Source organism: Bradyrhizobium sp. SZCCHNR1093, from assembly GCF_032381175.1.
Classification (GTDB): domain Bacteria; phylum Pseudomonadota; class Alphaproteobacteria; order Rhizobiales; family Xanthobacteraceae; genus Bradyrhizobium.
Window position 1 is genome coordinate 1,140,514 of the sequence record NZ_JAUHJJ010000002.1, and the last position, 26,497, is coordinate 1,167,010.

26 protein-coding genes, 1 tRNA gene and 1 pseudogene are annotated in these 26,497 nt (G+C 64.4%); 17 read left to right on the forward strand and 11 right to left on the reverse strand.

The window, feature by feature from the left end:
• Nucleotides 1-2 precede the first annotated feature (2 nt).
• The 6 genes from QX070_RS10865 to QX070_RS10890 all read left to right on the forward strand — a co-directional run bounded on the left by QX070_RS10865 (nucleotide 3) and on the right by QX070_RS10890 (nucleotide 5,840).
• Nucleotides 3-2,561 carry an arylsulfatase gene (locus QX070_RS10865; protein ID WP_315736929.1) on the forward strand — a complete coding sequence of 853 codons (2,559 nt, stop codon included), beginning with the start codon at nucleotides 3-5 and terminating at the stop codon, nucleotides 2,559-2,561.
• A 53-nt stretch (nucleotides 2,562-2,614) separates the two neighbouring features.
• Nucleotides 2,615-3,403, forward strand: a complete 789-nt coding sequence (locus tag QX070_RS10870) for a hypothetical protein (protein ID WP_315736930.1) — start codon at nucleotides 2,615-2,617, stop codon at nucleotides 3,401-3,403.
• A 101-nt stretch (nucleotides 3,404-3,504) separates the two neighbouring features.
• Nucleotides 3,505-4,533, forward strand: coding sequence for a transporter (locus tag QX070_RS10875; RefSeq protein WP_315737080.1), 1,029 nt, complete (start codon nucleotides 3,505-3,507; stop codon nucleotides 4,531-4,533).
• Between the two features lie 151 nt (nucleotides 4,534-4,684).
• Nucleotides 4,685-5,317 carry a CAP domain-containing protein gene (locus QX070_RS10880; protein ID WP_315736931.1) on the forward strand — a complete coding sequence of 211 codons (633 nt, stop codon included), beginning with the start codon at nucleotides 4,685-4,687 and terminating at the stop codon, nucleotides 5,315-5,317.
• 18 nt (nucleotides 5,318-5,335) lie between these two features.
• Complete coding sequence (locus QX070_RS10885; RefSeq protein ID WP_315736932.1) at nucleotides 5,336-5,500, forward strand: hypothetical protein; 165 nt, start codon at nucleotides 5,336-5,338, stop codon at nucleotides 5,498-5,500.
• Nucleotides 5,487-5,840 carry a hypothetical protein gene (locus QX070_RS10890; RefSeq protein WP_315736933.1) on the forward strand — a complete coding sequence of 118 codons (354 nt, stop codon included), beginning with the start codon at nucleotides 5,487-5,489 and terminating at the stop codon, nucleotides 5,838-5,840. Before QX070_RS10885 ends, QX070_RS10890 begins: the two co-directional genes overlap by 14 nt.
• A gap of 64 nt (nucleotides 5,841-5,904) precedes the next feature.
• On the opposite strand, the gene QX070_RS10895 is transcribed toward QX070_RS10890, so the two are convergent.
• Complete coding sequence (locus tag QX070_RS10895) at nucleotides 5,905-6,630, reverse strand: Crp/Fnr family transcriptional regulator (protein ID WP_315736935.1); 726 nt, start codon at nucleotides 6,628-6,630, stop codon at nucleotides 5,905-5,907.
• 123 nt (nucleotides 6,631-6,753) lie between these two features.
• On the opposite strand from QX070_RS10895, the gene QX070_RS10900 reads away from it, so the two are divergent.
• On the forward strand, nucleotides 6,754-6,984 hold the full coding sequence (locus tag QX070_RS10900) for a hypothetical protein (protein WP_315736937.1): 231 nt from the start codon (nucleotides 6,754-6,756) through the stop codon (nucleotides 6,982-6,984).
• Here QX070_RS10900 and QX070_RS10905 read toward each other — a convergent pair whose 3' ends face one another.
• On the reverse strand, nucleotides 6,985-7,578 hold the full coding sequence (locus tag QX070_RS10905) for a TetR/AcrR family transcriptional regulator (protein WP_315736938.1): 594 nt from the start codon (nucleotides 7,576-7,578) through the stop codon (nucleotides 6,985-6,987). It abuts the gene before it with no gap.
• 199 nt (nucleotides 7,579-7,777) lie between these two features.
• Here QX070_RS10905 and QX070_RS10910 point away from each other — a divergent pair, with 199 nt between their 5' ends.
• The gene (locus QX070_RS10910; protein ID WP_315736940.1) at nucleotides 7,778-8,068 is read left to right on the forward strand and encodes a hypothetical protein; all 291 of its coding nucleotides are present in this window, start codon (nucleotides 7,778-7,780) and stop codon (nucleotides 8,066-8,068) included.
• Between the two features lie 279 nt (nucleotides 8,069-8,347).
• On the opposite strand, the gene QX070_RS10915 is transcribed toward QX070_RS10910, so the two are convergent.
• The 4 genes from QX070_RS10915 to QX070_RS10930 all read right to left on the reverse strand — a co-directional run bounded on the left by QX070_RS10915 (nucleotide 8,348) and on the right by QX070_RS10930 (nucleotide 15,487).
• The gene (locus QX070_RS10915) at nucleotides 8,348-9,526 is read right to left on the reverse strand and encodes a PepSY-associated TM helix domain-containing protein (protein WP_315736942.1); all 1,179 of its coding nucleotides are present in this window, start codon (nucleotides 9,524-9,526) and stop codon (nucleotides 8,348-8,350) included.
• Nucleotides 9,527-9,549: 23 nt separating this feature from the next.
• Nucleotides 9,550-11,841 carry a TonB-dependent siderophore receptor gene (locus QX070_RS10920; protein ID WP_315736944.1) on the reverse strand — a complete coding sequence of 764 codons (2,292 nt, stop codon included), beginning with the start codon at nucleotides 11,839-11,841 and terminating at the stop codon, nucleotides 9,550-9,552.
• A 385-nt stretch (nucleotides 11,842-12,226) separates the two neighbouring features.
• Nucleotides 12,227-13,678, reverse strand: coding sequence for a HAMP domain-containing sensor histidine kinase (locus QX070_RS10925; RefSeq protein WP_315736945.1), 1,452 nt, complete (start codon nucleotides 13,676-13,678; stop codon nucleotides 12,227-12,229).
• A gap of 249 nt (nucleotides 13,679-13,927) precedes the next feature.
• A complete protein-coding gene (locus QX070_RS10930) occupies nucleotides 13,928-15,487 on the reverse strand; it encodes a serine hydrolase (RefSeq protein WP_315736947.1) in 1,560 nt (519 codons plus the stop codon).
• A 140-nt stretch (nucleotides 15,488-15,627) separates the two neighbouring features.
• Between QX070_RS10930 and QX070_RS10935 the strand changes: the two genes are divergently transcribed.
• A complete protein-coding gene (locus QX070_RS10935; RefSeq protein ID WP_315737082.1) occupies nucleotides 15,628-16,122 on the forward strand; it encodes a hypothetical protein in 495 nt (164 codons plus the stop codon).
• Here QX070_RS10935 and QX070_RS10940 read toward each other — a convergent pair.
• Complete coding sequence (locus QX070_RS10940) at nucleotides 16,105-16,863, reverse strand: alpha/beta hydrolase (protein WP_315736948.1); 759 nt, start codon at nucleotides 16,861-16,863, stop codon at nucleotides 16,105-16,107. The genes QX070_RS10935 and QX070_RS10940 overlap by 18 nt on opposite strands.
• Nucleotides 16,864-17,305: 442 nt before the next feature.
• Here QX070_RS10940 and QX070_RS10945 point away from each other — a divergent pair, with 442 nt between their 5' ends.
• The 3 genes from QX070_RS10945 (at nucleotide 17,306) to QX070_RS10955 (ending at nucleotide 19,552) form a co-directional block, all read left to right on the forward strand.
• Nucleotides 17,306-17,440: a hypothetical protein gene (locus QX070_RS10945; protein ID WP_315736949.1), complete on the forward strand. Its 135-nt coding sequence runs from the start codon at nucleotides 17,306-17,308 to the stop codon at nucleotides 17,438-17,440.
• Between the two features lie 296 nt (nucleotides 17,441-17,736).
• Nucleotides 17,737-17,862, forward strand: coding sequence for a hypothetical protein (locus QX070_RS10950; RefSeq protein ID WP_284423887.1), 126 nt, complete (start codon nucleotides 17,737-17,739; stop codon nucleotides 17,860-17,862).
• 112 nt (nucleotides 17,863-17,974) lie between these two features.
• The gene (locus tag QX070_RS10955) at nucleotides 17,975-19,552 is read left to right on the forward strand and encodes a 2-isopropylmalate synthase (protein ID WP_315736950.1); all 1,578 of its coding nucleotides are present in this window, start codon (nucleotides 17,975-17,977) and stop codon (nucleotides 19,550-19,552) included.
• Nucleotides 19,553-19,588: 36 nt separating this feature from the next.
• Here the strand turns inward: QX070_RS10955 and QX070_RS10960 are convergent, their stop codons facing one another.
• Entirely contained in the window at nucleotides 19,589-19,729 is a 141-nt protein-coding gene (locus tag QX070_RS10960; protein ID WP_315736951.1) for a hypothetical protein, read from the reverse strand.
• Nucleotides 19,730-19,851: 122 nt separating this feature from the next.
• Between QX070_RS10960 and QX070_RS10965 the strand changes: the two genes are divergently transcribed.
• The 5 genes from QX070_RS10965 (at nucleotide 19,852) to QX070_RS10985 (ending at nucleotide 23,875) form a co-directional block, all read left to right on the forward strand.
• Nucleotides 19,852-20,868 (forward strand): TRAP transporter substrate-binding protein, encoded by a 1,017-nt coding sequence (locus QX070_RS10965; protein WP_315736952.1) that lies wholly within the window; start codon nucleotides 19,852-19,854, stop codon nucleotides 20,866-20,868.
• Nucleotides 20,869-20,990: 122 nt separating this feature from the next.
• The gene (locus QX070_RS10970) at nucleotides 20,991-21,557 is read left to right on the forward strand and encodes a TRAP transporter small permease (protein WP_315736954.1); all 567 of its coding nucleotides are present in this window, start codon (nucleotides 20,991-20,993) and stop codon (nucleotides 21,555-21,557) included.
• Nucleotides 21,554-22,879: a TRAP transporter large permease subunit gene (locus QX070_RS10975; RefSeq protein WP_315736956.1), complete on the forward strand. Its 1,326-nt coding sequence runs from the start codon at nucleotides 21,554-21,556 to the stop codon at nucleotides 22,877-22,879. The genes QX070_RS10970 and QX070_RS10975 overlap by 4 nt, the downstream gene beginning before the upstream one ends.
• Before the next feature lie 149 nt (nucleotides 22,880-23,028).
• Nucleotides 23,029-23,634, forward strand: coding sequence for a Spy/CpxP family protein refolding chaperone (locus QX070_RS10980; protein ID WP_315736958.1), 606 nt, complete (start codon nucleotides 23,029-23,031; stop codon nucleotides 23,632-23,634).
• A 165-nt stretch (nucleotides 23,635-23,799) separates the two neighbouring features.
• Nucleotides 23,800-23,875: transfer RNA gene (locus QX070_RS10985), tRNA-Lys, on the forward strand.
• A gap of 134 nt (nucleotides 23,876-24,009) precedes the next feature.
• Here QX070_RS10985 and QX070_RS10990 read toward each other — a convergent pair.
• The 3 genes and pseudogenes from QX070_RS10990 to QX070_RS11000 form a co-directional block, all read right to left on the reverse strand.
• A pseudogene (locus tag QX070_RS10990) lies at nucleotides 24,010-24,188 on the reverse strand (transposase); the annotation flags it as partial.
• Nucleotides 24,189-24,284: 96 nt separating this feature from the next.
• Nucleotides 24,285-25,685 (reverse strand): ATP-binding protein, encoded by a 1,401-nt coding sequence (locus tag QX070_RS10995; RefSeq protein WP_315736959.1) that lies wholly within the window; start codon nucleotides 25,683-25,685, stop codon nucleotides 24,285-24,287.
• Complete coding sequence (locus QX070_RS11000) at nucleotides 25,682-26,344, reverse strand: response regulator transcription factor (protein ID WP_315736961.1); 663 nt, start codon at nucleotides 26,342-26,344, stop codon at nucleotides 25,682-25,684. Before QX070_RS11000 ends, QX070_RS10995 begins: the two co-directional genes overlap by 4 nt.
• Nucleotides 26,345-26,497: the final 153 nt, after the last annotated feature.

Sequence of the window (26,497 nt, forward strand, 5' to 3'; positions counted from 1 at the left end):
CCTTGAGCCGGTTGGGCTGGCCGAACGTCATTGCCCGCGCCGATGATCGCGATTTGCGGGCAGGAATTGTTCCGGCAGCGAGAAGCCGTGTCAAATTGTCTCATTTGAAGGCAGTGATCATGAAGCAAATAGTGAAGTTGGCTGTGTCGGCGCTGTCATTGACGACGCTACTCGTGCTTCCAGCATTGGCCCAACAGTCGGCGCCGCCGAGTGCTGTGTTGCCGACCGAGCGATCGGTTCTGCCGATTCCTGAACCGCACCCTCCACACAGCACCGTATTCGATGCGCGCGATGCGACGCCGCCGCCGCGGTTTGAAGTCAAGGCGCCGGCCGGTGCACCCAATGTACTGATCGTGCTCATCGACGACATGGGCTTCGGCCAGTCGAGCGCGTTTGGCGGCCCAATCAGGATGCCGACGGTCGACCGCCTCGCCAACGAGGGTCTCCGCTACAACGAGTTTCACACCACGGCGCTTTGTTCGCCGACCCGCGCGGCGCTGCTCAGCGGCCGCAACCATCACATGAACAATTTCGGATCGATCGCGGAAACCGCGACGACCTTCCCGGGACAGACGGGCCAGCGTCCCAACAATGTCGCGTCCGTCGCGGAGATGCTGCGGTTGAACGGCTACAGCACGGCGCATTTCGGCAAAAATCACGAGACCGCGGCATGGGAGGTCAGTCCCTCCGGCCCGACCGACCGCTGGCCGACGCGCCAGGGCTTCGACAAGTTCTATGGCTTCATGGGCGGCGAAACCAATCAATGGGCGCCGCTGATTTACGATGGCATGACCCAGGTGGAGCCGTCGAAGGACCCGAACTATCATTTCATGACCGACATGACCGACAAGGCGATCGACTGGATGCGGTCGGAGAAATCGCTGACGCCGGACAAGCCGTTCTTCATGTATTTTGCACCCGGCGCCACCCATGCCCCGCATCAGGTGCCCAAAGAATGGATCGCCAAGTACAAGGGCAAGTTCGATCAGGGCTGGGACAAGCTGCGCGAGGAGACGTTGGCGCGGCAGATCAAGCTCGGCGTGGTGCCACCCGATACCAAGCTCGCCCCGAAGCCGGACGCCATCCAGGACTGGGACAAGCTGAGCGCTGACGAGAAGAAGCTGTTCGTGCGCCAGATGGAAGTATTCGCTGGATTTGGCGAATACACCGACACAGAGATCGGCCGCCTGATCGACGCCATCAAGACAACGGGCCAACTCGACAATACGTTGATCTTCTACATCGTCGGCGACAACGGCGCGAGCGCCGAAGGCGGCGCGAATGGCCTGTACAACGAGATGACCTATTTCAATGGAGTGCAGGAAACCGTCCAGGACGTCTTGAAGCACTATGACGAACTCGGCGGTCCCAACACCTACGGCCATTACGCCGCCGGCTGGGCGGTCGCTGGCGACACTCCGTTTACCTGGACCAAGCAAGTGGCCTCGAGCTATGGCGGCACCCGCAACGGCATGGTCGTCCATTGGCCGAAGGGGATCGCGGCGAAAGGCGAGCTTCGCCCGCAGTGGCATCACGTCATCGACATCGTACCGACCATTCTCGAAGCAGCGAAACTGCCCGAGCCCAAGAGCGTAAATGGAACGGTCCAGACTCCCATCGAGGGCGTGAGCATGACCTACAGCTTTGCCGACGCCAAGGCGCCGAGCAGGCATGCGACGCAGTATTTCGAAATCTTCGGCAACCGTGCGATCTACAGCGACGGCTGGCTGGCCGGTACGGTGCACCGGGCGGCCTGGGAAACCAAGCCGCGGCGGCCGCTCCAGCAGGATATCTGGGAGCTTTACGATGCGCGATCGGACTTCAGCCTGAGCAACGATCTGGCGGCCAAAAATCCGGACAAGCTGAAGGAGATGCAGGAGCTGTTCCTGAGGGAAGCAGTGAAATACAACGTGCTGCCGCTCGACGACCGCACCCTGGAGCGCACCAACGCGGCGCTGGTCGGACGTCCCGACCTGATGGCCGGCCGCACCAGCCTGACGGTCTACGAAGGCATGATCGGGATGACGGAGAATGTCTTCATCAACCTGAAGAACCAATCGCACGCCATTACTGCCGATCTGGACATCCCGAAGGGCGGAGCCAATGGCGTCATCATCGCCCAGGCCGGACGGTTCGGTGGCTGGACCTTCTACCTGAAGGACGGCAAGCCGACCTACACGTATAACTTTCTCGGTCTGCAGCGATACACCGTAACCGCCAAGCAGGCTCTTCCGGCAGGCAAAGCCGCATTGCGCTTTGAGTTCGCGTACGACGGTGGCGGCCTGGGCAAGGGTGGCGTGGGCACGATCCTCGTGAACGGAAAGACCGTCGCGACCGGCCGGATCGAACGAACCCAATGCTGCTTCTACTCCGCGGACGAAGGCGCTGACGTCGGCGCCGATGAGGGCACGCCTGTTACCGAGGCCTACAAGGTGCCGTTCAAGTTCACAGGCAAGATCGGCAAGGTGACGATCGATCTAGTGGGTATGAAGAAGGCCGACACTGAAGAAGCCGTCCAAGCCCGCAAGGCAGCGGCGTTGAAGAAAGGACTGTCCGATTGATGCGCTCTTCGCGCTCGCCAGGTCAGTGATCGGTCCCTTGAGAAGGAGGGGCAATGAAAACAGCCATTCTGGCGACGATCCTTCTGGCCTCGAGCCTAGGGGGAGCGGTCGCGCAAAATGCAAGCACCGCGGAACCCGAGGTTCTCGCTGACGGCAACGGCGCTGTCAGCAGGCGCTTCGATAACACCAGCAAGGTTCGTTTCATCGAGATCTTCCTCGCAGGCCGCGATGCGAAGACGGGGAAGGTGGTTGCCGCCTGCCACAACAGCATATTCACCTCGAAGGGAATCCCCGCGTCGAGAGACACTGCCCCGCAAATGTTGGTCGAAGGCCTTGATTTCGAGGCCATGAAGAAGGACTTCGGCGTGCTCGGCGCATCGTTGAATGGTCCGAAAATCTGGCTGCCGGATTGGGTCGAGGTCACCGTCGGAAAGCAAAGAGAGTTCAACGGAATCGCCACCGCATGGGTCGCCCAGTTGAATCTTGGCAGCAACGTGAGCGTCTCGGAAACCACTCCGTACAAGCCGATCACCATCGCGCGGGAGAGCGGGCTCGGTTGGAAAAAGGGCGCCCTGGCGCTTCTTCTCGACGATGCCGAGGGCAATACCTGGATCATGAAGGGATTCCAGCTAGGCCTCAAGCCGCAGCATACCTTCGAACAATTCGTTGCCGCAGGAGCAAGCAACTTCAAGCAGCTCCCGCCCGGGTGGAAGTTCCGGATCAAGACGCTTGAGAAAGATCTGACCGAGGTACCCAAAAGTGGTATCGCTACGATCATGTCGGACGAGTTTTTCAATGTCTACGACAAGACCGGACCTGGGATGAGCGACTACAAGCCGTAGTCGTCGACGACAACTCAGGCATGCCGCCTGAAATGGGAGCGTGGGGGGTACGATTGCAGCGCGATAGATCGGGACGCAGGTCCGGCTTCCTGCGATTGTGGCTGAGCGGCGTTTTCGCGTCCGCCGCGTTCGCTTCGTTTTCGCCTCTGGTCGCCCATGCCGATGAGAGCGGCATTTCGTTCTGGCTGCCGGGATTGTACGGCAGCCTCGCCGCAACGCCTGCCACGCCGGGCTGGTCGGTGGCTGCCATCTACTACCATACGAGCGTGGGTGCCTCAGGCGCGGCCGCGGCGTCGCGCGAGTTCCAGGTCGGACGATTTTCTCCGACCGTCAACATCGATCTCAATCTGGCTTTGCGCGGCCAGGCCGATCTGATGTTCATCGCGCCGACCTACACGTTTGCGACGCCCGTGCTCGGCGGCCAGTTGTCGGCGACGCTGGCCAGCGTCTACGGCAGAAATTCCGCGAGCATCGCCGGTACGTTGACGACGGTTGCCGGTCCGATCGTCAGCACGCGCACCGGATTCCTCGAAGATGCACTCGTCTCTTACGGAGATCTCTATCCGACCGTGAAGCTGAAGTGGAATAACGGCGTCCACAACACCATGGTCTACGGCACCGGCGATATTCCCGTCGGCGACTACAGTCGGAACCGGCTGGCCAACATCGGCATCGGTCACGGCGCCATCGACTTTGGCGGCGGCTACACTTATTTGAATCCGACGACCGGCACGGAATTTTCGGCCGTCGGCGGCTTGACCTACAATTTCAAGAATCCCGATACCCAATACCAGAGCGGCATCGATTTCCATCTGGACTGGGGCGTGTCGCAGTTCCTGTCGAAGCAGGTCTTCGTCGGTTTCGTCGGCTACGCCTATCAGCAGATTACCGATGACTTCGGTCAACCCGCCGTTCTCGGCGGCTTCCGCTCGCGCGTCCTCGGCGTTGGCCCGCAGATCGGATATATTTTCCAGATCGGCAGCAATCAGGCGTTCCTGGGGCTGAAGGGATATGGCGAGTTCGACGCCGCCAACCGGCCGTCGGGCTGGAACACGTGGCTGACGTTCTCGATCTCGGAGGCCGCGCCCGCCAGCACGGTGGCGCCGACTTGGCACAAAGTGTCGAAATAGAATAGAGAAGTATCGACCTCCCGCATTGGACTGAATTCCGGCATTGTCATATCGGGTGGTTCCGCGGCGGTGCAGCACGTCCGTCGCTTCGGACCGAAACGGCGGTCGAGCTGCGCTTACCCACTCCGGATTGATGAGTACGTGTCCTAGCATGCGGGAGCTTCGTTTCACGTTGCGCGGCTTTGGCGCGGTTTTGGTTGCAGCGCTGCTGGCGCTGTCGGCCCATGCGGCATTTGCCGGCGACGCCGCACCGGCCGATCAGATCTCGGCGTTCCGGCTCGCGCATGGCGAAGGCCGCGTGACGCGCGACGCGACGCTCGACCGCATCGCGATGGAGCAGGCGCGTGCGATGGCCGACAAGGACGATCTCAGCCACGAGGTGCTCGGCCCGTTCACGCGCCGCGTGGCGCCGTCGAAGGCCGGCCGCGCGGCCGAGAACATCGCCTACGGCTATGACAATTTCGACAAGACGCTGGGACAGTGGATCAACTCGGCGGGTCATCGCAAGAATCTGCTGCTCCCCAAGGCGACCAAGGTCGGCATCGCCAGCGCAAAGAATGCCAGCGGCAAGCGCACCTATTGGGCGATGGTGATCGCGGGCGACTACGACGCCGACAAGCCGAAGGGCGCTCCGAAGAGCAAGGCCAAGGCCATCGTCGCGCAGACCGCGACCCGATCCGAGAAAGGCAACGCCACGCCGGTGACGCGCTGGGGCGCCAAGCCGCCGACATCCGCCTCCAAGGACTGCCACCTCAGCATCAAGGTCATCGGTCTCTGCATCTGAGCGCAGTGACCTGCGGCCATGGCTGAACGCGACGCCCGCCGCGCGATCACGGCGTTGTGCGAACAGCGCACGTTGTCGGGGCGAGCTTTATCAGCTATGCAATTAATGGTTGTCTTTTGGGCAGCCACTATCGTGAAGATTTTTCATCTCATTTTGAACGGAGACCATCATGGCAGTCATTGAGCAGACCTCAACCACCAGCACCAACCCGCAGACCGCCTCGGCGTCCTTCCAATGGTCGCTCACGTCCTACGAGGAACAGGGCAATCTGTGGCTCAAGTGGAGCACGAACGCCCCGTTCCGCGCGCAGCAGGGGCAGATCTCCGTCTACAGCGGCAGCAGCTTCCCTTCCGATCCGAAGAAGGACCGCAAGGCCTGGTCGTGGGACAACGAGCATGGCGGCGGCTCGGGATGGGACACGGGCCTGCGCTACGGCTCCGACTGGTACTGCGCCTGGATCGCCGAGAAGAGCCCGAACGGGCCGTACGCCTACGCGGTCACGCTCGTCACCAAGCTCGCCTGAGCTGACGCGCCGTAAGAGGTGGGATCTACGATCCCACGCGATTGGCCGCGCTGAGACCTGTGCCTCAGCGCGGCTGCTTCTTCAGGTGCAGATAGCCGGGATCGAATTCGCCGATCGCGCATAGCCGCGTCCAATCGTGCACCGTCAGCGTACCGCTGCGGAAATCGACGGCGCGGCTGGCGCGCAGCTCGACCAGCGTGCGGTTGACCGTCGCGATTGCCATGCCCAGCGCCTCGCCGAGCTGCACCAGGCTCACCGGCAACGGCAACTGATCGTCCCGGACGTGGCCGAGCGCCCTGGCGCGATAGAACAGCTCGCAGAACAGATGCGCCATGCGCGCCGGCTTGCTCCGCGCGCTGTTGTTGGTGACGGCCTCGCGGAAGATCGACGCATCGATCAGCGTCTCGCGCCAGATCGCAAAGCCGAGCGCCGGCCGCCGGCTGATCGCGCGGATCAGCTCCTTGTGCGCAATGCTCGCCACCACCGCCGGCCCGATCGCGCAGACGGCGTGATCCATGCGGTCGAGGAAGATGGCCTGGGCGTCAGGCCAGTCGCCTGGCATGTGGAAGGAGAGATATTGCCGCGCGCCGCTCGGCAGCAGGTGATAGCGCGCCACCCATCCGGACAGCACGACGACGGAGCGGTCCGGCTCGTCGCCCTGGCGGATCAGGTCCTCATGATCGACCAGCTCGCGCGGGGCGAAGCTGAGCGTCTTGATCTCGGCGACGTCGTCGTTCGAGAGCTGCGAATGCTCCTTGAGCTTGGTGATGACGGTCCGGTTCGCTTCCATCGCAATCGTGCCCGTGTCGTCCTCTCGCATATCAAATGAGATGATGCCGCCGGCAGTTCCTAGCTAAAGTTGAGCGCAGAAGATGCGGGTAATGTCACCGGGCGCCGCCTCGGGAGAACAGTCATGCCCCACATTGCGTTCCTCGACCTGGTCCGGCGCTTGTTCGGCGGTGCAGCTGCCGATGGCGAGAGCAGCACGGTGGGGAACGACGGCCGCTCCGATCCGTTGGTGCATCCGATGTCGGATCAGGAGCTCTCGCGCGCCATCCGCGATCTGCGCCGCCATCGGCCATCCGAGACCGCGCCGAACAGACCCGCACGGCGTTCGTCGGCTGCGCAGCGCGATCGCTCGTGACTAGACCGGTCGCGCCGGCGCCGTGTCCTGCTCCATCAGAAACAGCATCAGCCGCACCAGCTCGTCCTCCAGCTCGCGTGTGCCGACGAGGCGATGCTCGCGCATGACGGCGGCCCGGATCGGTCCCAGCGCCGCGCGCACCAGGATGAAGCGGCGCGCGGCCGGCATCGTCTCGCTCCGCAATCCCGCCGCCTCGATCAGCCGCTCGGTCATGCGGTCCACCATCTCGTGCAGCGCCTTCTGCAGCTCCGCGTCATGGCCCAACAGGCCGAGAAGATAGCGCCGCACGCGGTGGCGGCCGGCGAACGGGGCAAAGCCCTGGCGCACCGCCGCGCGGACGATCGCCTCGCGGCCGAGCCCGCGATGCGTCTCCAGCGCCTCCGCGAACTGCGCCTCCTGGCGGGCGAACTCGCGCAGCACCAGCGCACGCAACAGCGAGGTCTTGTCCCTGAAGTAGCTGTAGAGCGTGCCGATCGAGAAGCCCGCGCGCTCGGCGATGGCGTTCGTGCTCAGGCCCTTGCCGCCGCCGCTCTGCAGAAGTTGAGTAGTCGCCTCGAAGATCACGTCGAGGGTCTGCCGCGTGCGCTTCTGCACCGGGGTTTTTCGAAGTATTTCAGGAGCTTGCTGCACGGTCTGGACCTTGGCTGGCGGACGGGCGAAATCGAGTAGGCGTTGCCGCCGGCTCGGGTTGGATCAGAGCCCGCATGCGGGCGGCCGGACAATGAGTGGATGGGCTCCGGGCCGAGCCTGCTTGCACCGGGTTGAACCTCATTTGAACGAAGGACTGATTGCCATGCTGCGCGTCGCATTCCCGTTTGTCACAATCATCGCCATCTCCCAATGTCTTCTGTCGCAGGCCGCGCTGGCCGGCAACCGCGCCGCCGCCGACAGCTGCGCCGCCAAGCTGTCGCCGGTGGCGAAGCAGATCTACGACGTGACCGCGCCGGCCATCGGCCCGGACAGCGTCGTCAAGGACGCGATCGTCGAGCGTGTCAGGCCGCTGGTGTTGGCCGGCAAGTTCGATCGCGACACCGCCCGCGCCAACGCCACGCCGGCCGGCGAATGCCTGGTGCTGCTGAAGTAGGTCGCGCCGCGCCCCATAAGGTTTGGAGGCTGCGACGGGACATGAGGCCGCAGCCTCCCGGAGCAGGCGGCGTCGCTCCGGGACAACCCGGCTTGGCAAGTCAGCCGGCTCGCACATCAATAGGTGATGCTGGACCTTCTCACCCGTCACTGGGTTGCCGGTGCCGCGTTCATGGCCGCAGCGCTGCTGGCGGCCTGTCGCTGCTGCTGCACGTGATCATCGCCGCCAACGCCGTCCGGCGCGCGTCGCACGCCCGCGCGGTGGCCTGAGCGCGCGTCCTCATTCACCCGGAGCGAGCTGGATCGTCCGTGCCGGCTCTGGCCGACGGCGCAGCCGTCTGCGTGAGACGTAGAGCAGCACGCCGGTGATCCCGAACAGCGGCATCAGCGCGGCGGCGAGCATGAAGACGAATTGGCCGGGCCAGCCGAGAATGCTGCCGCGGTGGATATCCAGGATCCGCGCCAGGGCGCGCTCGCCCACGGTCTTGTTGGCGTAACGCTCGGCCGCGAGCAGCCGGCCGGTCGCGCCGTCGATGCGGAATTCGTCGCGCCTGCCGTCGAGCGCCTCGCTCGGCCAGGTGCGCACGCGCACCGCCGTGCCGACGCCCGTGGGCAAGGTGAGCTGCATCACGGCAAAGCGATCCCCGATCTGTTCGCGCAACGTGGCCCACACCAGATCGAGCGCGACGAGCTTGGCCTGCGCTGTGGAATCTGCGCGGCCGTCGCGTGAGGCCTTGCCGGGCATCGGGGCGGGCGACGAGGACGGCGCGAGCAGCCAGGTCAGGCCGTCCTTGTACCAGGCGTAGGAATAGGAAAGACCGGTCAGCGCCATCACAAGGTAGATTGGCAGCACCCACGTGCCGATCACGCTGTGCAGCGAGCGATGCAGGCCGCGACCGTTCAGGCCGAGCTGCGGCTTGAGCCACAGCGTCGCGCTGCCGGCCCGTCGTGGCCAGCGCAGCACGAGGCCCGTGATCAGCAGCACCACGAGCCCGAGCACCGCGGCGCCGGTGATCTGGCGGCCGGCGCCATTGCCGTCGCCCGGCAGCAGCAGCCAGCGATGCAGCCGGCGGACCGTGGCGAAGAACGCCTCGCCGCTGATCGGGCCGAGCACGCGGCCGTCATAGGGATCGACCAGCGCCGAGGTTGGCCGCCCGCCGTCCTCTCCGCGCGCGAAGCGGATGCGCACGGCGGCGGTGGGATCGCGCGACAGCGTGATTGCGGCCACCTTGCCGGCCTCGGGATCGGCCTGCAGCCGCGCGACGAGCTCCGACGGCGCGAGCCGCGCCTCCAGCCGCGGAGCGACGCGCGCCAGCGAGGCGTTGAGGCCGGCCTGGATCTCGTCCTCGAAGCTCATGACCGCGCCGGTGAGGCCCATCAAGGCGAGGATCAGCGCCGCCGCGAGGCCCAGGACGGAGTGGATCTGCAGCAGCGCTGGTTTGATGCGCATTGGCGTCAAGCGGCGTCCTCCCTGCCTCGTTGCTAGAACTTCACCGTGGCCGACAGCGACACCCGCCTGGCATCGCCGACGGCGACGTTCAGCGCGCTCACCGCCGACGGATAGTAGACGTTGTCGAACAGGTTCTTGACGTTGAGCTGATAGATCACCGGCAGGTTCTGGTGCCTGGTCTCATAGGTCGCGAAGAGGTCGGCGACCACATAGGACGGCAGCACGAAGCTGTTGGCGGCGTCGCCGGCGCGGTCGCCGACATAGCGCGCGCCGCCGCCGAGCCGCAGCTGGCCGGGCAGGGCGGTACCGAAGTCGTAGACGAGATAGAGCGAGGCGGTGTCGAGCGCGACGTTCTGCAGCCGCTTGCCGGCATAGACCGGATCCTCCGTGACCCTTGCGTCGGTGTAGCCGTAGCTGCCGATCATGCTCCAGTGATCGGAGAGCTTGCCGGTGACGTCGAGCTCGGCGCCGCGCGAGCGCGCCTTGCCGGCGGTGGTGTATTCGACCACGTTGCTGGCATTGGTCTGCGACACCAGCACGTTGCGCTTGGCGATGTCGTAGACGGCGACGGTGCCGGACAGTCGCTTGTCGAGGTCGAACTTGAAGCCGGCCTCCCAGGCCGTGCCTTCTTCCGGCGCGATGCTGGAGCCGAGCACGACGCCGCCGCTGAGCGGGGCGATCGTCGAGTTCGGCTTCAGCGATTGCGTGTAGCTGGCATAGAGCGAGAGCTGGTCGCTGAGCTTGAGGATGGCGCCGCCGAGCGGCAGCACCTTGTCGGCGGCGACATCGGTGTTGGCCTTGAACGGGCGTCCGCGTCCGGCGATCTGCTCGTAGTCCATGTAGCGCACGCCGCCGACCAGCGCGAGCTTGTCGGTGAGATGCAGCGTGTCCTGCAGGAACAGCGAGTAGGTGCCGAGCTTGTCGGTCTGGTCGCTGTCGGTGGCCGAGATCGTCGTGCCCGGCTGGATCAGCCCATAGACCGGGTTGTAGATGTTGAACGTCGAGACCTTCTGCCGGATGAGGTCCTGGCGATAGATGGTGCGATACTGCGCGTCGCCGCCGACTAGCACCTCGTTGCGCATCCCGCCGATCCAGAAGCCGCCCTGCAGATAGGAGGTGCCGTAGCTGACCCTGCTGAGCGAGCCCCAGGTGCCGTCGTTGCTGCGCGTCTCCGCGCCGGTGGTCGCGTCGATGGAGGTGATGCGCAACTGGTTGGCGCTGTAGGTCTCGGTGTTGTAGCTGTAGGCCGCGGTCAGTTTCCAGTCCTCGTTGAGCCTCTGCTCGACCGAGGCCTGGACGAGGTCGGATTGTCCCCACATGTTGTTGTAGGGCTCGTCGAGCCGCCGCGTCGCGGGGATCGCCAGCGGCGCGCCGTTGACGAAGGCGGTGCCGCGATCGAACGGGCTGATGAACTCGCGATGCTCGTAGGTGAGCTGGACGGTCGTCATGTCGCCGTACCAGGCGAGCGACGGCGCCACCAGCATCTCGCGGTGGCGGCCGAAATTGCGCCAGTAGTCCTCGCTGACGCCATAGCCGATGAAGCGATAGGCGAGGCCGTCATTGCCGATCGGACCCGTGATGTCGAGCGTGCCGTCGGCACCGGTCTTGTCGTTGGCATAGGCCGAGCCGAGCAGCGTGACCGAGCCGTGCTGATACAGCTCCGGACGCTTGCTGATGGTGTTGACGATGCCGCCGGGATCCATGATGCCGTAGAGCAGCGAGGCCGGCCCCTTCAGCACCTCGACGCTCTCGACCGCGGCGGTGAGGCTGCGCCCCTGCACCAGCGGCATGCCGTTGCGCATGATCGAGCCGTCGCGGTTGTCGCCGAAGCCGCGCCGCATCACCGCATCCTGGGTGCCGGCGAGCGTGTTGGTCTGGGTGACGCCGGAGATGTTGGCGAGCGCGTCGTCGAGATTGCGCGGCAGCTGATCCTTCAGCACCTGCGCGGGCACGACATTGACCGACTGCGCCGCATCGAGCGGCGAGGCGCCGCTGCGCAGGGTCGTCGCGCTCGGCATGGCGCGGTAGGCGAGCTTGGCGGCATCGAGCACTGCGGCCTCGGCTGCGGCGCGCTCGGCGCGTGTCGGCATCGGCGGCGGCTGCGTAGCGCGCCGTGACGGCTGCGCCTGGGCGCGGCGCTGTGGCGCGCCAGAGGTGGCTTGAGGTTTACGCTTCGGTGTCGACGAGTCCACCGTCACCGGCGGCAGCTCGGATTGAGCATGCAGTGTGGAGGAGCAGAGCAGGTCGGCGGTCAGGGCACTCAGGATCGCAATCGTGTGACACGTGCCGGAGCGCGGATCGCGCCGGCCTTCCATCTTCGTCATCGTTTACTTTCACTTCCAACGTCGCGCCGTTCAAGCGAACGGTTTGCATGACGTGGTGTGTAGCAACGAGGTCGAGCGATGAACACGCCGCGTGTCGTTGAATTGCTCTAAGCAGCGCGGCGCCGAAATGTTCTGAATTGGTTCGGACATGCGCGCGCACGCGGCAGCTTTGCGGCCTCGCGCGCGAACTGATCATGGCGTGCGCAGACCGATGCACGAACGTGCAGACGTTGCGCATGCGCGGCGCTTCTTCACCCGCTTTGGCGAATGAAGCACCGTCGGTCTCATTTTTCGGGACTCGGCGCCGACCCTTGTCAGCGCATCGGCTACGTCGTGCCGGAATGCGCGCTCATCGTGCCCCATCGATGCGCGCGATCGGCCGGGACTATTGTGCCGCGGCGAGCTCCAGCTCCGCCGGCTTGCCGGGCCCGATCAGCGGAATGTCGAGCGTCACGCGCGTGCCCTGCTGCGGCTGGCTGTCGAGCTCGATGCGGCCCCCGAGCGTGGATGCGACGAGGTTGAAGGCGATGTGCAGGCCGAGGCCGGCATTGCCCTTCTCGCGGCGCGTGGTGAAGAACGGATCGAACACCCGGCCGCGCACGTGGTCGCGCATGCCGACGCCCTCGTCGGCACAAACGATGCGCACCGAGTCCTCGCTGGGTGGTGCGACCTCCACGGTGAAGACGCCGCTGATGTCGCCAGGATAGGCATGCGTCGCCGCATTGAAGGCGAGGATGCTGATGACCTGTCCGAGCGCGCCGGGATAGCTGGTGAGCACGATGCCCTCCGGGCAGGAGAGCACGACCGTCAGTCCCTGGCGCGCCAGCAGCGGGCGGAGCTTCGCGACGTGATCGCTCATCCAGCCCAGCAGTTCGAACGTCTGCAGCGTTTCGTTGGCCTGGTCGACGGCGACCTGCTTGAAGCTGTGCACCATCTCGGAGGCACGGTGCAGGCTCTGCGTCGTCAGGTGCAGACCCTGCTGCAGCCGCTCGACCCCCCGCGCCAGATCCGAGCGGCGCACCGGGCCGCCGCCGAGCATGCGGGCGATCGCCTCGACGTCGCCTTCCATCGCCGTCGACGTGGTCAGCGCGAGGCCCAGCGGTGTGCTGACCTCGTGGCCGACGCCGGCGACGAGCTGGCCGAGCGAGGCCAGCTTCTCGGCCTGCACCAGATGGGCCTGCGTGGCATGCAGATCGCGCAACGAGGCCTCGGAGCGTTCCTTCTCGCGCTGCAGCGCCTCGGCGGTGCGGAACTGCTTGCGTGCCTGGTACTCCCGCGCCCCGACGGCATAGAGCGAGAGCAGGCAGGCATTGCCGACCAGCGAATGATCGATGAAGCGCAGGCCGGGCGGCAGCGGCTCGGTCGCAAGACTCTCGGCCACCGCCAGCGCGCTCCAGCTCGTTGCACAGAAGATCGCGTAGGAGCCGGTGCGCAACGGCAGCATGGTCGATACGAACAGGATGACGATGATCATGCCGGCCGCGGAGTAGGTGAAGCCCGACGGCAGCACCCAGTAGATCGTCGGCAGCACGCAGCCGGGGATCACGCAATAGACCAGATGAATCGGCTCGGCCCATCGGCGCGCCGGCGTCGACAGCAAAGCCGTCAGCGGCAGCAGCACCAGCGCGGCGGTCCCGCCGCGGATCGCGAACGTGGTCGGCACGATCTCGGGATAGAGCACCCAGTCCCACAGCGTGTAGCCGGCAAAGGTGAGGGCGCCGAGCAGCATCGCGATCTGCGTCCAGGCGGTGCTGCCGCGGACGTAATGGTCGACGAAACGCCGCTCCTCGACGGTATCCTCGAAACGGAGACCCAGACGCTCCAGCAATCTCAACATTATGCCACCGCAATCGAAAAACGATCCCCCGCCGCGGAGTGAGAGCCTCGGCGGGAGGGCAGACATACACGAGATGCGTTGGTTGAGAAAACGACGGGAGATCGCATCCGCCGCCCGCGGCACGCAGAGCGCTATGAGAACTGTTCCAATTCTCGCCGTGCGGCATGTCTCCGCCCAGCCGAACGGAGCCGATCAGTGCTGCAGCATTTGCGCTCGACTTTCGTCAGGCTGCGCAGAGCCGCCGAGGACTCATGGCGCCGCATGACCCTCGACCACCACGTCCTTGCCGTAGCGGCCCTTCGTTCGGAACGTCACCTTGTCGCCGTCGAAGCTGAGCCGCCAATTGCGCTCCTCGCCCTGGCCAACGAACTGGGCGTCGATCACGAAGGTCGTGGCGTCGATCCAGCTGCCCTTCATGGCCCGGTAGGTGAAGGGCTGCCAGGGATGGGGCGGCGCGGTCTTGCGGTAGAGGCCATCGAGGCCGATCGGGCTCTGCAGATGCACCGTGCCTCCGGCGCGGTCCCGCGAGGGGATGTCCCAGGTGACCTGCGGTTCCGGTCCCGTGAGGTCCAGCTTGATCGTGTTGATGCCGAGCGGGCCGGGCGGGAAGCTGTAGGTCTTGCCCGAGATGGAAGCCGCCATCTCCGGCACGGCTCCGACCGGGCCTCGCGTTTCCGTCGCGACCTCGCGGACATCAGCGGCGAGCGCGGCTGCCGCTTCCGGCGCCGCAGGCAGGGCGCTGTCAGATGTCACAGTGGCCGAAATGGTGTTGGCGAGCTTGCGGAATGGACAGAACTCGCGCGCGGTCATCACCGCCACGATGTCGCGGTCGGGCAGCACCATGATGACCTGGCAGTGGTAGCCGACCGCCATGAACACGTGTTTGTCCGGCAGGGCCCAGAACTGATCGGCGTAGGAGAGCCCCGGATCGAACTTCGCATTCATGCTGACGGTGGCGTGGTTGACGGCTTCGATCCAGTCCGGCGGCAGCAATTGCTGCTCGCCCCAGCGGCCGCGCCGCAGATAGAGGTAGCCGATCTTCGCCATGTCGCGCGGCTTCAGCGCCAGCCCGAAACCGCCGGCGGAAATTCCCTGGGCATCCTTGAACCAGGCGTGCTCGGTGATCTCGAGCGGCCCAAACAGCCTCTCCTTGGCGAAGTCCTCCGCGCTCTTGCCGGTGAGCTTCGTGACGATCGCGGAGAGCAGATGGGAGTTGCCGCTGTTGTAGTAGAACATCTCGCCGGGCGCTTGCGCCATCGGCCGGTCAAGGATGTACTGCACCCAATCCGGGCTCCGGCCCATCTCGTAGAGGGATGTCTCGGCGCCGCCGCTATAACCCTCGTCCCAGTCGAACCCGGAAGTCATGTTGAGCAGGTGCTGCACCGTGAGCGCCTGCTTGCGCGCGTCGACATTGTCGATCTTGCGATCCTTGAAGAAGTCGAGCACCGGATGATCGAGACTGTCGAGCACGCCGTCCTTGAGCAGCATCGCAATCAGCGTCGAGACCACGGCTTTGGTCGCGGAATTGATGATGTGCGGCTCGTCGGCCTTGTAGGGCGCGTAGCTGGCATCGAGCACGATGCGGCCATGGCGCGTGATCAGCAGGCTGTCGAACCGCATCGCCTTGCCGGAAGCGACGAGTTTTGCGAGGGCCGCCGAATCCATCCCTTCGTCCTCAGGCGTGGCGGTCGCCCAGTCGGATTGAGGAAAGCGGGCGAGGCTCAAGTCCTCGGCGAAGGCTGCGCTGGAGAACAGCCGGGCCACCAGCAGCGCCGAGAACAACCAAAGTCCGGTCTTGAGACGCGCCATGTCGAATGTCTCCGATGAGCGACTTTCAGGTTATGGTATCAGAGGACCGCAATCCATCAAAGATTGTGTGATAACCGGCGCGCACGTCGAAGAGCCGGCCCATTGCTCGGGCGTAGATTGAGATGAGGATTGAAGTGACCATGCAGGCCGGCATACTTCGACGTTTTCATGACGTTTTTCTTGGTGTTGCATTTGCCGTCGCGGCTCTGCTCACGGTCCTGGCGCGACCTGCTTCGGCCGAAGGCGAACGCGTGATCGCGGTGCCCGAGCTGCATGCGATGACGCCCGAGGCGGGAGATGATGCCGCCCTTCTGACGAGCGCGCTACGCGCGCGATTCCACGCAATGCCGTCGCTCCGGGTCGTCGAAGAGCCTGTCCCGATGGCAAGCCCAGGTCATCCGGATATTCTGCTGCCGCAATTCGAGAAATCTCGAGATCTGCATTTTGATCTCGTGCTGGTCGGCAACGCTGCCGTTCTCAGCGATGGCCGGCACAAAGTCACTCTGCGGATTTGGAACGTCGAGAAGCGAACGCAACTCCTCGGGCAACAATACGTGTTCAGCGCGCACCAGGGCCACGATCAGGAGATTGCCGATCTCGTTCGGGACGCGCTGGTCTCAGCCCTCTCGCAATAGGACCGGGGGTCCCGCCCAATGCGTCCGCAGCGCAGCCGCGATGCTCTGCGGCCGCTCGACGATGCTCCAGTGGCCGGCGTCCGCCTCGACATGGAGCGGCGCTCCGTGCGCTTGCGCAAACCTGCTGAGCGTGTCGAGCGGCACGAAAGGGTCCTGCGTGCCTGATATCACCAGCCCGCGCCGCGGTAGTTTGTTGAGCCGCGCGATCCAGTCGCCCTTGAAGCGCAGCCCGTCGGCGGAGCGATACAGCGCGAGGATCGCCCGGCGCATCGGGGCCTGCCACGCGGCGGCTTCGCGCGCCGCCAATTCGGATGGCAATCCGTTCTGCCGGAACATCCGCGCCATCGCGCTCTGGGTCGACACCGCCATGAAGATCTCGCCGAGCACAGTCGTGTTCCAGATCCGTGCAATGCGATGTCCCCGATAGTCCGGATCGAGCGCACCGCCGGCCACCGCCCAGGACCGCACCAACTCCGGCCGCAGCGATGCGGCCCGCAGCACCAGCAGCGCGCCCCAATCATGCCCGACCAGGTCGAGCGGCCCGACCGCCGCGTGCTGTGCTTCCATCAGCGCGACCAGCCAGTCGGCGTAGGCATCCTTGGTGCAGGCGAAGCCGGCAGGAGCCTCGTCACGGAAGCCGGGTAGGGAGGGGATGGCAACGGTCTCGCCGATGGCGGCGATCAGCGGGCCCCAGATTGCAGGCGTGTCCGGCACGCCGTGGACGAAGATGCGGTTTGTCATGAGGTCATGTTACCACACGCTCGATCTTCGTATTCGACGAAATTCCCTCTTTCCTTTTTTCAGAAAACGTGCTTCTCTACGTCATCCCGCCTCATCGAAGAGGGGCGTACGCGTCGTCACGATACGTGGAGTGCGGGGAGCGATGGCCGTGAGGCGCCGGTGGACGACCGGCGTTTTGCGGACGGCGAAGTCGTGTGGTCCTGGCCTCCCGATGCTGAGGTCAAGTTCGTGCCGTTGCGCGAAGCCGCGGCGCGGGCGATGGGGGCAAGAACGCCGATCCCCAGGGAGAGCGCGAAGTAAGCCGTAAAGCCGTTGCGCAGGGAAGGCCGGGTTGTCCTGGCCGATCCTGTGGTTCCTGCCCCGTGCATTTTCTATCGCACGGGGGCCGCGGGTGTCGGCAGACGCCCGGTCTTCCCTGCACCCTCTGATGGAAGAGGGTTCGATGCCGGTGAACAACTCGGGCACGGATGTGTCGCGGGAGCGTGAAATGCGTGCTGGTGCAGATGCCGACAACCACACCCTCACCGTCATCCCGGACAAGCGCGCGGTCACGCGTGCGCCGATCCGGGATCCATAACCCCAGGGAGATCTGCGAGGCACGATGGCCGCTCCAACTCGCCCAGCCAAATCCGCCGCGGCGTATGGATCCCGGGTCGGCGTCCACCAACGCTGGCGCGTTGGCGGCCTTGCCCGGGATGACACTATTTATAGGGAGAGCGGCGCGTGCCCGCCCCAATACGTCACCCCTCCTGACCATTATTCGGCGTTGCGAGACCCTCCCATTCCCAGTAAAAGCGCTGTCGAGGGCACCTCGGCAACAAACCGTCAACGGTTTTGCCGCACAGTTTTCGTGTTCTCGCAAAGGGTTTGGCAATGCTGATTCGCAGCGCAGAGATCGAGGCCATCGCCGGGGCAGACGCCCGGACGATCGCGCTCGCCGCGCTGCAGCCCGCCGACCTGATCGGCGCGATCGAGCTTCTGCTTCTTAGCTGCCCCTGAGGGCCGGCTGGGCGGGATGCGCCTGGGCACTCAGGGGGCTGCTTCGACACCGAAACACCCTTCAGCGCCTCTGGAAGCCACGCGCACCACCCGAAAAGTTCGAGGAAAGCAGATGTCCAATCCCGTTCAGTCCGACAAGGACCGCGTCGTCATTTTCGACACCACCCTGCGCGACGGCGAGCAGTGCCCCGGCGCCACCATGACCTTCGAGGAGAAGCTCAACATCGCGGCCATGCTGGACGGCATGGGCGTCGACATCATCGAGGCCGGTTTCCCGATCGCGTCCGACGGTGACTTCGAGGCTGTCAACGAGATCGCCAAGCGGTCCCAGAACGCGGTGATCTGCGGCCTGTCGCGCGCCGGCGCCAAGGACATCGACCGCTGTGCGGAGGCGATCCGCCCGGCCAGGCGCGGCCGCATCCACACCTTCCTGTCCACCTCGCCGGTGCACATGAAGTACAAGCTGCAGATGGACCCGCAGCAGGTCTACGAGCTGGTGATCTCCTCGGTGACGCGCGCGCGCAACCACACCGACGACGTCGAGTGGTCGTCCGAGGACGGCACCCGCACCGAGTTCGACTTCCTGTGCCGCTGCGTCGAGGCTGCGATCAAGGCCGGCGCCACCACCATCAACATCCCCGACACCGTCGGCTACGCCGTGCCGGAAGAGTATTACGACCTGTTCAAGCGCGTGCGCGAGAGCGTGCCGAACTCCGACAAGGCGGTGTTCTCGGTCCACTGCCACAACGACCTGGGCATGGCGGTCGCCAACTCGATGGCCGGCGTCCGCGCAGGCGCCCGCCAGATCGAATGCACCATCAATGGCATCGGCGAGCGCGCCGGCAATGCGGCCCTGGAAGAGGTCGTGATGGCGATGCGCGTGCGCAACGACAAGCTGCCGTACTGGAACAAGATCGACACCACGCAGCTCACCCACGCCTCGAAGGTGGTCTCGGCCGCGACCTCGTTCCCGGTGCAGTACAACAAGGCCATCGTCGGCCGTAATGCGTTCGCGCATGAGAGCGGCATCCATCAGGACGGCATGCTGAAGAACGCGCAGACCTACGAGATCATGCTGCCGGAGACGGTCGGCGTGAAGCAGACCTCGCTGGTGATGGGCAAGCATTCCGGCCGTCACGCCTTCGTCCACAAGCTGGAGGAGATGGGTCACAAGCTGGCAGGCAACCAGGTCGAGGACGCCTTCGTCCGCTTCAAGGCGCTGGCCGATCGCAAGAAGCACATCTACGACGAGGACATCGAGGCTTTGATCGACGAGGGCATGGTCAGTGCCCATGACCGGATCAAGCTGCTGTCGCTGTCGGTGATTGCCGGCACCCGTGGTCCGCAGCGCGCCACCATGAAGCTCGACGTCGACGGCGTGACGAAGATCGAGGAGAGCGAGGGCAACGGGCCGGTCGATGCCGTCTTCAACTGCATCAAGTCGCTGGTGCCGCACGAGGCCAAGCTGGAGCTGTACCAGGTCCACGCCGTCACCGAGGGCACCGACGCGCAGGCCGAGGTCTCGGTCCGCCTGTCGCAGGATGGCCGTTCGATGACCGCGCGCGCGGCGGATCCGGATACGCTGGTGGCATCTGCGAAGGCCTATCTGGGTGCGCTCAACAAGCTGGTCATGAAGCGCCAGCGCGACGTGGCGCAGGGCGCGGGTACGGCGGCCGCAGCGGCGAGCTGAGCTCACGATCGTCGGTTGGGGCCGAACCTTGCTTCGTCATTCCGGGGCGACGCGCAGCGTCGAACCCGGAATCCCGAGCTTGGCTTGCGCCAGCGCCAATAACCTCCGGATTCCGGGCTCAGCCGCTTGCGCGGCCGCCCCGGAATGACAGTCATCACCATTTTTGCGCTGCAGCATGGGAATCCCCGCCTCTGCGGCTAACGGTCAATGGCATTCCGGCCGGTGACCCGCTAACAATGTCCTTGGCATACAAAGCGGGGGCGTCATTGCAATGTCCCCCGAAACGTCGGGAGGACACCTTGCACTTCAAGTTTCGCCATGTGATCGCCACCGCCGCCTCGCTCGCGGTGCTCGCTCTGGCCGGCCCGGCCCTCGCTGCCGACAATCCGATCGTGATCAAGTTCAGCCACGTGGTGGCCTCGAACACCCCGAAGGGCCTCGCTGCCGACAAGTTCAAGGAGCTGGCCGAGAAATACACCGACGGCAAGGTCAAGGTCGAAGTCTATCCGAACTCGCAGCTCTACAAGGACAAGGAAGAGCTCGAGGCGCTGCAACTCGGCGCGGTGCAGATGCTGGCGCCGTCGAACTCCAAGTTCGGCCCGATCGGCATCAAGGAATTCGAGGTGTTCGATCTGCCCTACATCCTGCCCGACCTCGCCACCTTGCGGAAGGTGACCGACGGCCCGCTCGGCGCCAGGCTGCTGAAGCTGCTCGAGCCCAAGGGCATGATCGGCCTCGCCTACTGGGACAACGGCTTCAAGCAGATGAGCGCCAACAAGAAGCTCGTCGATCCCGCCGACTACAAGGGTCTGAAGTTCCGCATCCAGTCTTCGAAGGTGCTGGACGCGCAGTTCCGGACGCTCGGCGCGATTCCGCAGGTGATGGCGTTCTCGGAAGTCTACCAGGCGCTGCAGACCGGCGTCGTCGACGGCCAGGAGAACACGCCCTCGAACATCTATACCCAGAAGATGCACGAGGTGCAGAAGTACATCACGCTGACCAATCACGGCTACATCGGCTACGTCGTGGTCGTGAACAAGAAGTTCTGGGACGGCCTGCCGCCGGATATCCGCGCCGCCTGCGAGAAGGCGATGAAGGAAGCGACCGCCTACGGCAACAACCAGTCGGCGAAGGAGAACGACGACGCGCTCGAGGAGATCCGCAAGTCCGGCAAGACCGAGTTGGTCAAGCTGACGCCGGCCCAGGACGAGGCGATGCGCAAGGCGATGATGCCGGTCTACAAGGACGTCGCGGGGCGCGTCGGCCAGCCGCTGATCGACGAGTTCCTGAAGGAGACGCGCGGCACGACCAACTGATGGCGTGAGGCGAGCGGTGCGCGGGCCATGGTCCGCGCATCGAGGGGGTGAAGCACTCGGCGCGCAAGAAGGCAGACGGCGCAGCCAAGCGCCGCGGACGTTTGATTGTGGGGGTAGGGGACTTGGGCTTTCTGTTGCGCATCCTCGATCGGCTCGAGGAGATCCTGATCGCATTCCTGATCGCGGCGGCGACCTCGATCATCTTCCTGGCGGTGCTGCATCGCTATCTGGTCGGCGTGCCGCTGTTCTATCCGCTGCTGTTCCCGATCGACATGTCCTGGGCGCAGGAGCTCTGCATCTACATGTTCGTGTGGATGGCGAAGTTCGGCGCCGCCTACGGCGTGCGCACCGGCATCCATGTCGGCGTCGACGTCGTCGTCAACATGATGCGGCCATCGCTGCGCAAGGTGACGATCCTGTTCGGCCTGCTGTGCGGGGCGCTGTTCACCTCCATCATCGGCACCATGGGCGCCAAGTTCGTCTACGGCCTGTCGCAGACCGACCAGGTGACGCCGGACATGGAGCTGCCGAGCTGGCTCGTCTACCTCTGCATCCCGCTCGGCTCCTATCTGATGTGCTTCCGCTTCCTGCAGGTCGCCTGGCACTATCTCCGCCACGACGAGCTACCGCATCATGATCATGCGGCCGTCGAGGGCATCGAGACGACGAGCGTGGAGGCCGCGCGATGAGCAGCCTCCTCATCTTCAGCCTGCTCATCTTCCTGATGCTGACGGGCATGCCGATCTCGATCGCGCTCGGCCTCACCGTGCTGTCGTTCGTGTTCTTCATGACGAACGTGCCGACCGAATCGGTCGCGCTGAAATTGTTCACGGGCATCGACAATTTCGAGATCATGGCGATCCCGTTCTTCATCCTGGCCGGCAACTTCCTGACCCATGGCGGCGTCGCCCGGCGGATGATCAATTTCGCCACCTCGATGGTCGGGCACTGGTATGGCGGCCTCGGCCTTGCCGGCGTGATGGCCTGCGCGCTGTTCGCCGCCGTGTCCGGCTCGTCGCCGGCGACGGTGATCGCGATCGGCTCGATCATGCTGCCTGCAATGGTGAAACAGGGCTTCCCCAAGCGCTTTGGTGCCGGCGTCATCACCACCTCGGGCGCGCTTGGCATCCTGATCCCGCCCTCGATCGTGATGGTGGTCTATGCGGTCGCGACCGGCGGCAGCATCGCGCTCGATCCGGCCGGCCATCGCGTCTCCTCCGCCTCCGTCGGTCAGCTGTTCATCGCCGGGGTCATTCCCGGGCTGATGTTGGCGAGCCTGCTCGGCTTCACGACCTTCTACCGGGCCTGGAAGAACGACTATCCACGGATGCCGCGGGCGAGCTGGGCCGAGCGCCTCGTCGCGTTCCGCAAATGCATCTGGGGCCTGCTGCTGATCGTGATCGTGCTGGGCGGCATCTACACCGGCAAGTTCACGCCGACCGAGGCCGCGGCCGTCAGCGCCGTCTATGCCTTCGTCATCGCGGTGTTCGTCTATCGCGACATGTCGCTGAAGGACGTGCCGAAGGTGCTGCTCGGCTCGGCCAATATGAGCGCGATGATCCTCTACATCATCACCAATGCCGTGCTGTTCTCGTTCCTGATGGCGAACGAGAACATCCCGCAGCAGATCGCCAACTGGATGGCAGGCGCCGGCGTCAACTGGGCGGTGTTCCTGCTGGTGGTGAACATCCTGCTGCTGCTCGCCGGCAACGTGATGGAGGCGACCTCGATCGTCTTGATCATGGCGCCGATCCTGTTCCCGGTCGCGGTCAAGCTCGGCATCCATCCGGTGCATCTGGGCATCCTGATGGTGGTCAACATGGAGGTCGGCATGTGCCACCCGCCCGTCGGGCTCAACCTCTACGTGGCCTCCGGCATCGCCAAGATGGGCATCACCGAACTGACCATCGCCGTCATGCCCTGGCTGCTGACGATGCTGGGCTTCCTCGCGCTCGTCACCTACGTGCCGGAAATCTCGCTGTGGTTGCCGCGCATGCTGGGGATGCTTTGAGGCGCGGCAACAAACTGAAACTGATTTGCAAAAACAGAAAGGTATTTGAAGCAATTACATCTTCGTAAGGTCGCACACTCTGTCCAAACTGTAAGTTGAAGGCGCGGAACGGCAGGCTCATGCTGATCCGAGTTTCCAAGGAGGTTGGCATGAGAAGGTTCACCATCGCCGCAGTCGCCGTGCTCGCCATCGCCGGCTCGACCGCGGTCTACGCCCAGCGCGGCTGGTTTCATGATCACATGCACCATGCGCGCATGAATCCGGAAGATCGCGCCGCCATGCTCGATGCGCGCATCGCTTCCGTCCATGCCGGACTGAAGCTGACGGCGGACCAGGAGAAATTGTGGCCGCCGGTCGAGAGTGCGGTGCGCGATCTCGTCAAGCTGCGGTTCGATCGTGCCAACGCGCGAATGAAGGCAGCCGATGAGGCGCAGGACAAGGATGTCGATCCGGTGGCGCGGCTGCGCGAGCGTGCCGACACCATGGCGGTCACGGCGGATGCGATGAAGAAGGTCGCCGACGCCGCCGACCCGCTCTACAAGACGCTCGACGACGGCCAGAAGCGCCGGCTGTCGATGCTGACCCGGCCGATGGGGCGCATGATGGGACCGGACGGTCCGCGCCATCACCGCTGGATGGAGCGCGGCGAGGGCGGCACGGAGGATGGTTCGGGCTTCGGCGAGCATCGCTTCGGCCCGGGACCGATGGGCCGCATGGGCTGGTCCGAGGAGGAACGCGAGTCCGGGCGGCTCTGACAGCCGTTTAACGATCCGTCTGATTTCATTTGGGGAAAACCGCCGCCCGCCGGCGGTTTTTCTGCATCGAAAGTGCCGAAAAATCCTCAGGGATCGCTGGACATCTCGGAATCGCTTTGCTAAACGACCGGCTCTCGCGGAAGGCTTTCTCCGGATGCAAGATCCGGGCGCATAGCTCAGTTGGTAGAGCAGCTGACTCTTAATCAGCGGGTCCTAGGTTCGAGCCCTAGTGCGCCCACCAAGCCTTTCAAGGACTCTTGGCTGATCCCGTGAATTGGCTGATCCCGTGAAGCCATTCCGACAAGCGGTCATTTCGGAAGATGCCGGCGCTTGATCTCGCCATTGAGCCGCTCGATCGGATCGGTCGAATGCAGCTTGGCGCGATGCGGACAGGACCTTGCTGACTGAAGCCTTGATGTCTTCATCCGCGTCGGAGATCACAAGTTTGACGCCGCACAGCCCACGGCGGGCGAGCACGTGCAGGAACGCCGTCCAGAATGTCTCGGAGGGACGATGTCCATGCCGAGAACCTCGCGGCGGCCGTCGCTGTTCAGCTGCTCGCCTTCCGGAGTGACCTAGCGGCCGTCGGTCTGCCGGCCTGGCCTCCCGTCGTGGACAGGTGAGGACGCGCCCGGTTTTTCGTATTCTCATCACATGCAATGCGTCGAGCCTACCGCGCCGGGGTTTTTTCCCTTTTTACTCGCACTTTCTTCAACTGGGCCCAAGGCTTGGAGGGAAAAGCGGGCCTGGAAACCACTCTGCGCTCCAGGCAACGGAGATGTTAGAATAAGCTCGCCGCCAACGCCGGAGGCGATGGCTCTTGCAATGGCCAGGCCCAGGCCGGATCCTTCTGCATCAGTACGACCGCGCTCGAAGGGGCGGGACAGGCGCGTCAGCAACTCTGGCGGAACCGGCGGTCCTTCGTTGGTCACCGTGAGCACGCCAATGTTTGAAAGTGTCACTGTGACCGGAGCGTCCGACGCTCCGTGCTTGAGGCCATTCTCGATCAGGTTGCGCGCCAGAATGGCAAAAGCATCGGTATCAATATCCAACAGAACCGGCGTGGCAGGAATATTGAGAACAAGCCGGCCGGCCGTGGCCGGATCGCGCATTATCTCGTCTGAGACTAATTTCAGCACGGATGCGATGTCGATCGTCTCCTTGGCTTGAAGGCGCCCGCCCTCGGCCTTTGCCAGTTGCATCAACTTTTCAGACAGTCGCCAAAGCCGCCGCAGCGCCGTCTCGATCTGCTGTGCCCGACTTTGCGCCGCAGCGTCCTGCGTCTCCGCGATCAGCCGCTGTGTCTGCGCCAACGCGGCGGCGATCGGTGTACGCAGTTCGTGCGCAGAGTTGGCAGTAAAGCTTCGCTCAGCTTCCAGTGCACGCCGAAGCCCTTCCAAGAGGTGGTTCACAGCGTCGGCAATCGGTGCGATCTCGGAGGGCAGGTCTGCGACCGGAATCGGAGACAGGTCGCCGCTGCCGCGCGCCTCTATACCCCTCCCCAGGCGCCTGACCGGCGCCGTCGAGACGCGCACGACGCCCCAAACCGCCACAAGACCGAGAGGCACCAAGAGGCCGAGCGGCAGAGCCAGGCCGAGGAGAGCCTTGTTTGCGACCTCGCGACGGTGGGCAAGCGGTTCTGCCACGGCGATCGTCACCGTGTTTCGCAGCGCGGCGTCGAAGTAGAGTCGGTGGGTCGGTGTGTCGACGAACCCCGTCTTGGCGAAAGGCGGAAATATCGCGTCGTCAGCGCGGTGCGAGCGCAGCAGCACGGACCCGCGCGCGTCGCGTACGATATAAGTGAAGTACTCGTCATGCTCCCTCAGGGTCGCAATACGCTGCGAGGTGTCGCCGTCCTCGCGGTCCAGGATGTCGAGCACTGCGAGTGGAAGAAGGCGCTGGGCTGTTTCCTCGAGCGCACTATCGAAAACCCTGTTCATTTCGTGGCGCAGCCTTTGAGCCGTCGCGACGGCTGCGACGATCCAGAGAAGTGCGATGCCGAGTCCTAGCCACAGCGAGATGCGCCACTGCAAGCTGCGCGGCGGCATCATGCGCTGTGTCCCAGTCGGTAACCGAGACCACGCACCGTCTCGATGACGTCGTGTCCGAGCTTCTTGCGAAGCCGACTGACGTGCACCTCGATGGTGTTGCTCTCGATCTCTTCTCCAAATGAATAGAGCCGTTCCTCAAGAATGGTCTTTGACAGGACCCGACGCGGTCGCTGCACGAAGGTCTCGAACAGCACCCATTCTCGCGCTGTCAAGTTGATGTTCTTTCCTGCACGGGTGATTGAGCGGGCGGCCAGATCGATCTGGAGATCGCCGATCCCGACAAGTGGATTCGGATTACCGGAATAGCGACGCGCGACGGCGTTCAACCGCGCCGAAAGCTCCGAAAGATCGAAGGGCTTGATCATATAATCGTCCGCGCCGGCGTTGAGGCCTTCAATGCGATCGGAGAGTTGATCGAGTGCCGTCAGGATGATGACCGGCGTCACCGTGCCCTCGGTGCGGAGATCGCGCAGGAGCTTGATACCGCGACCGTCGGGCAGCATCAGATCCAGTAGAAGCAGGTCATAGGCCGTGCTGCGCAGATGGTCCTGCGCGGCATCAAGGCGGGTAACCCAGTCAACTGAGTGTCCATCGGAGACGATCTGGTCGCGCACCGCAGCGCCCAGAATCGTGTCGTCTTCAATCAGCAATATCCGCATCGCCTCATTCCGCCCACCCCCCCATCCATCTCGGATCATAGATAGTCATAGAGGGGAATCTGACGTTGACCTGACGCAAATGCCACAGCGTCTTCAGGTCGCCGTCAGGAAACCGGCTCACAAGGACGACAGGTTGAGGCTTCGAACGGGAGC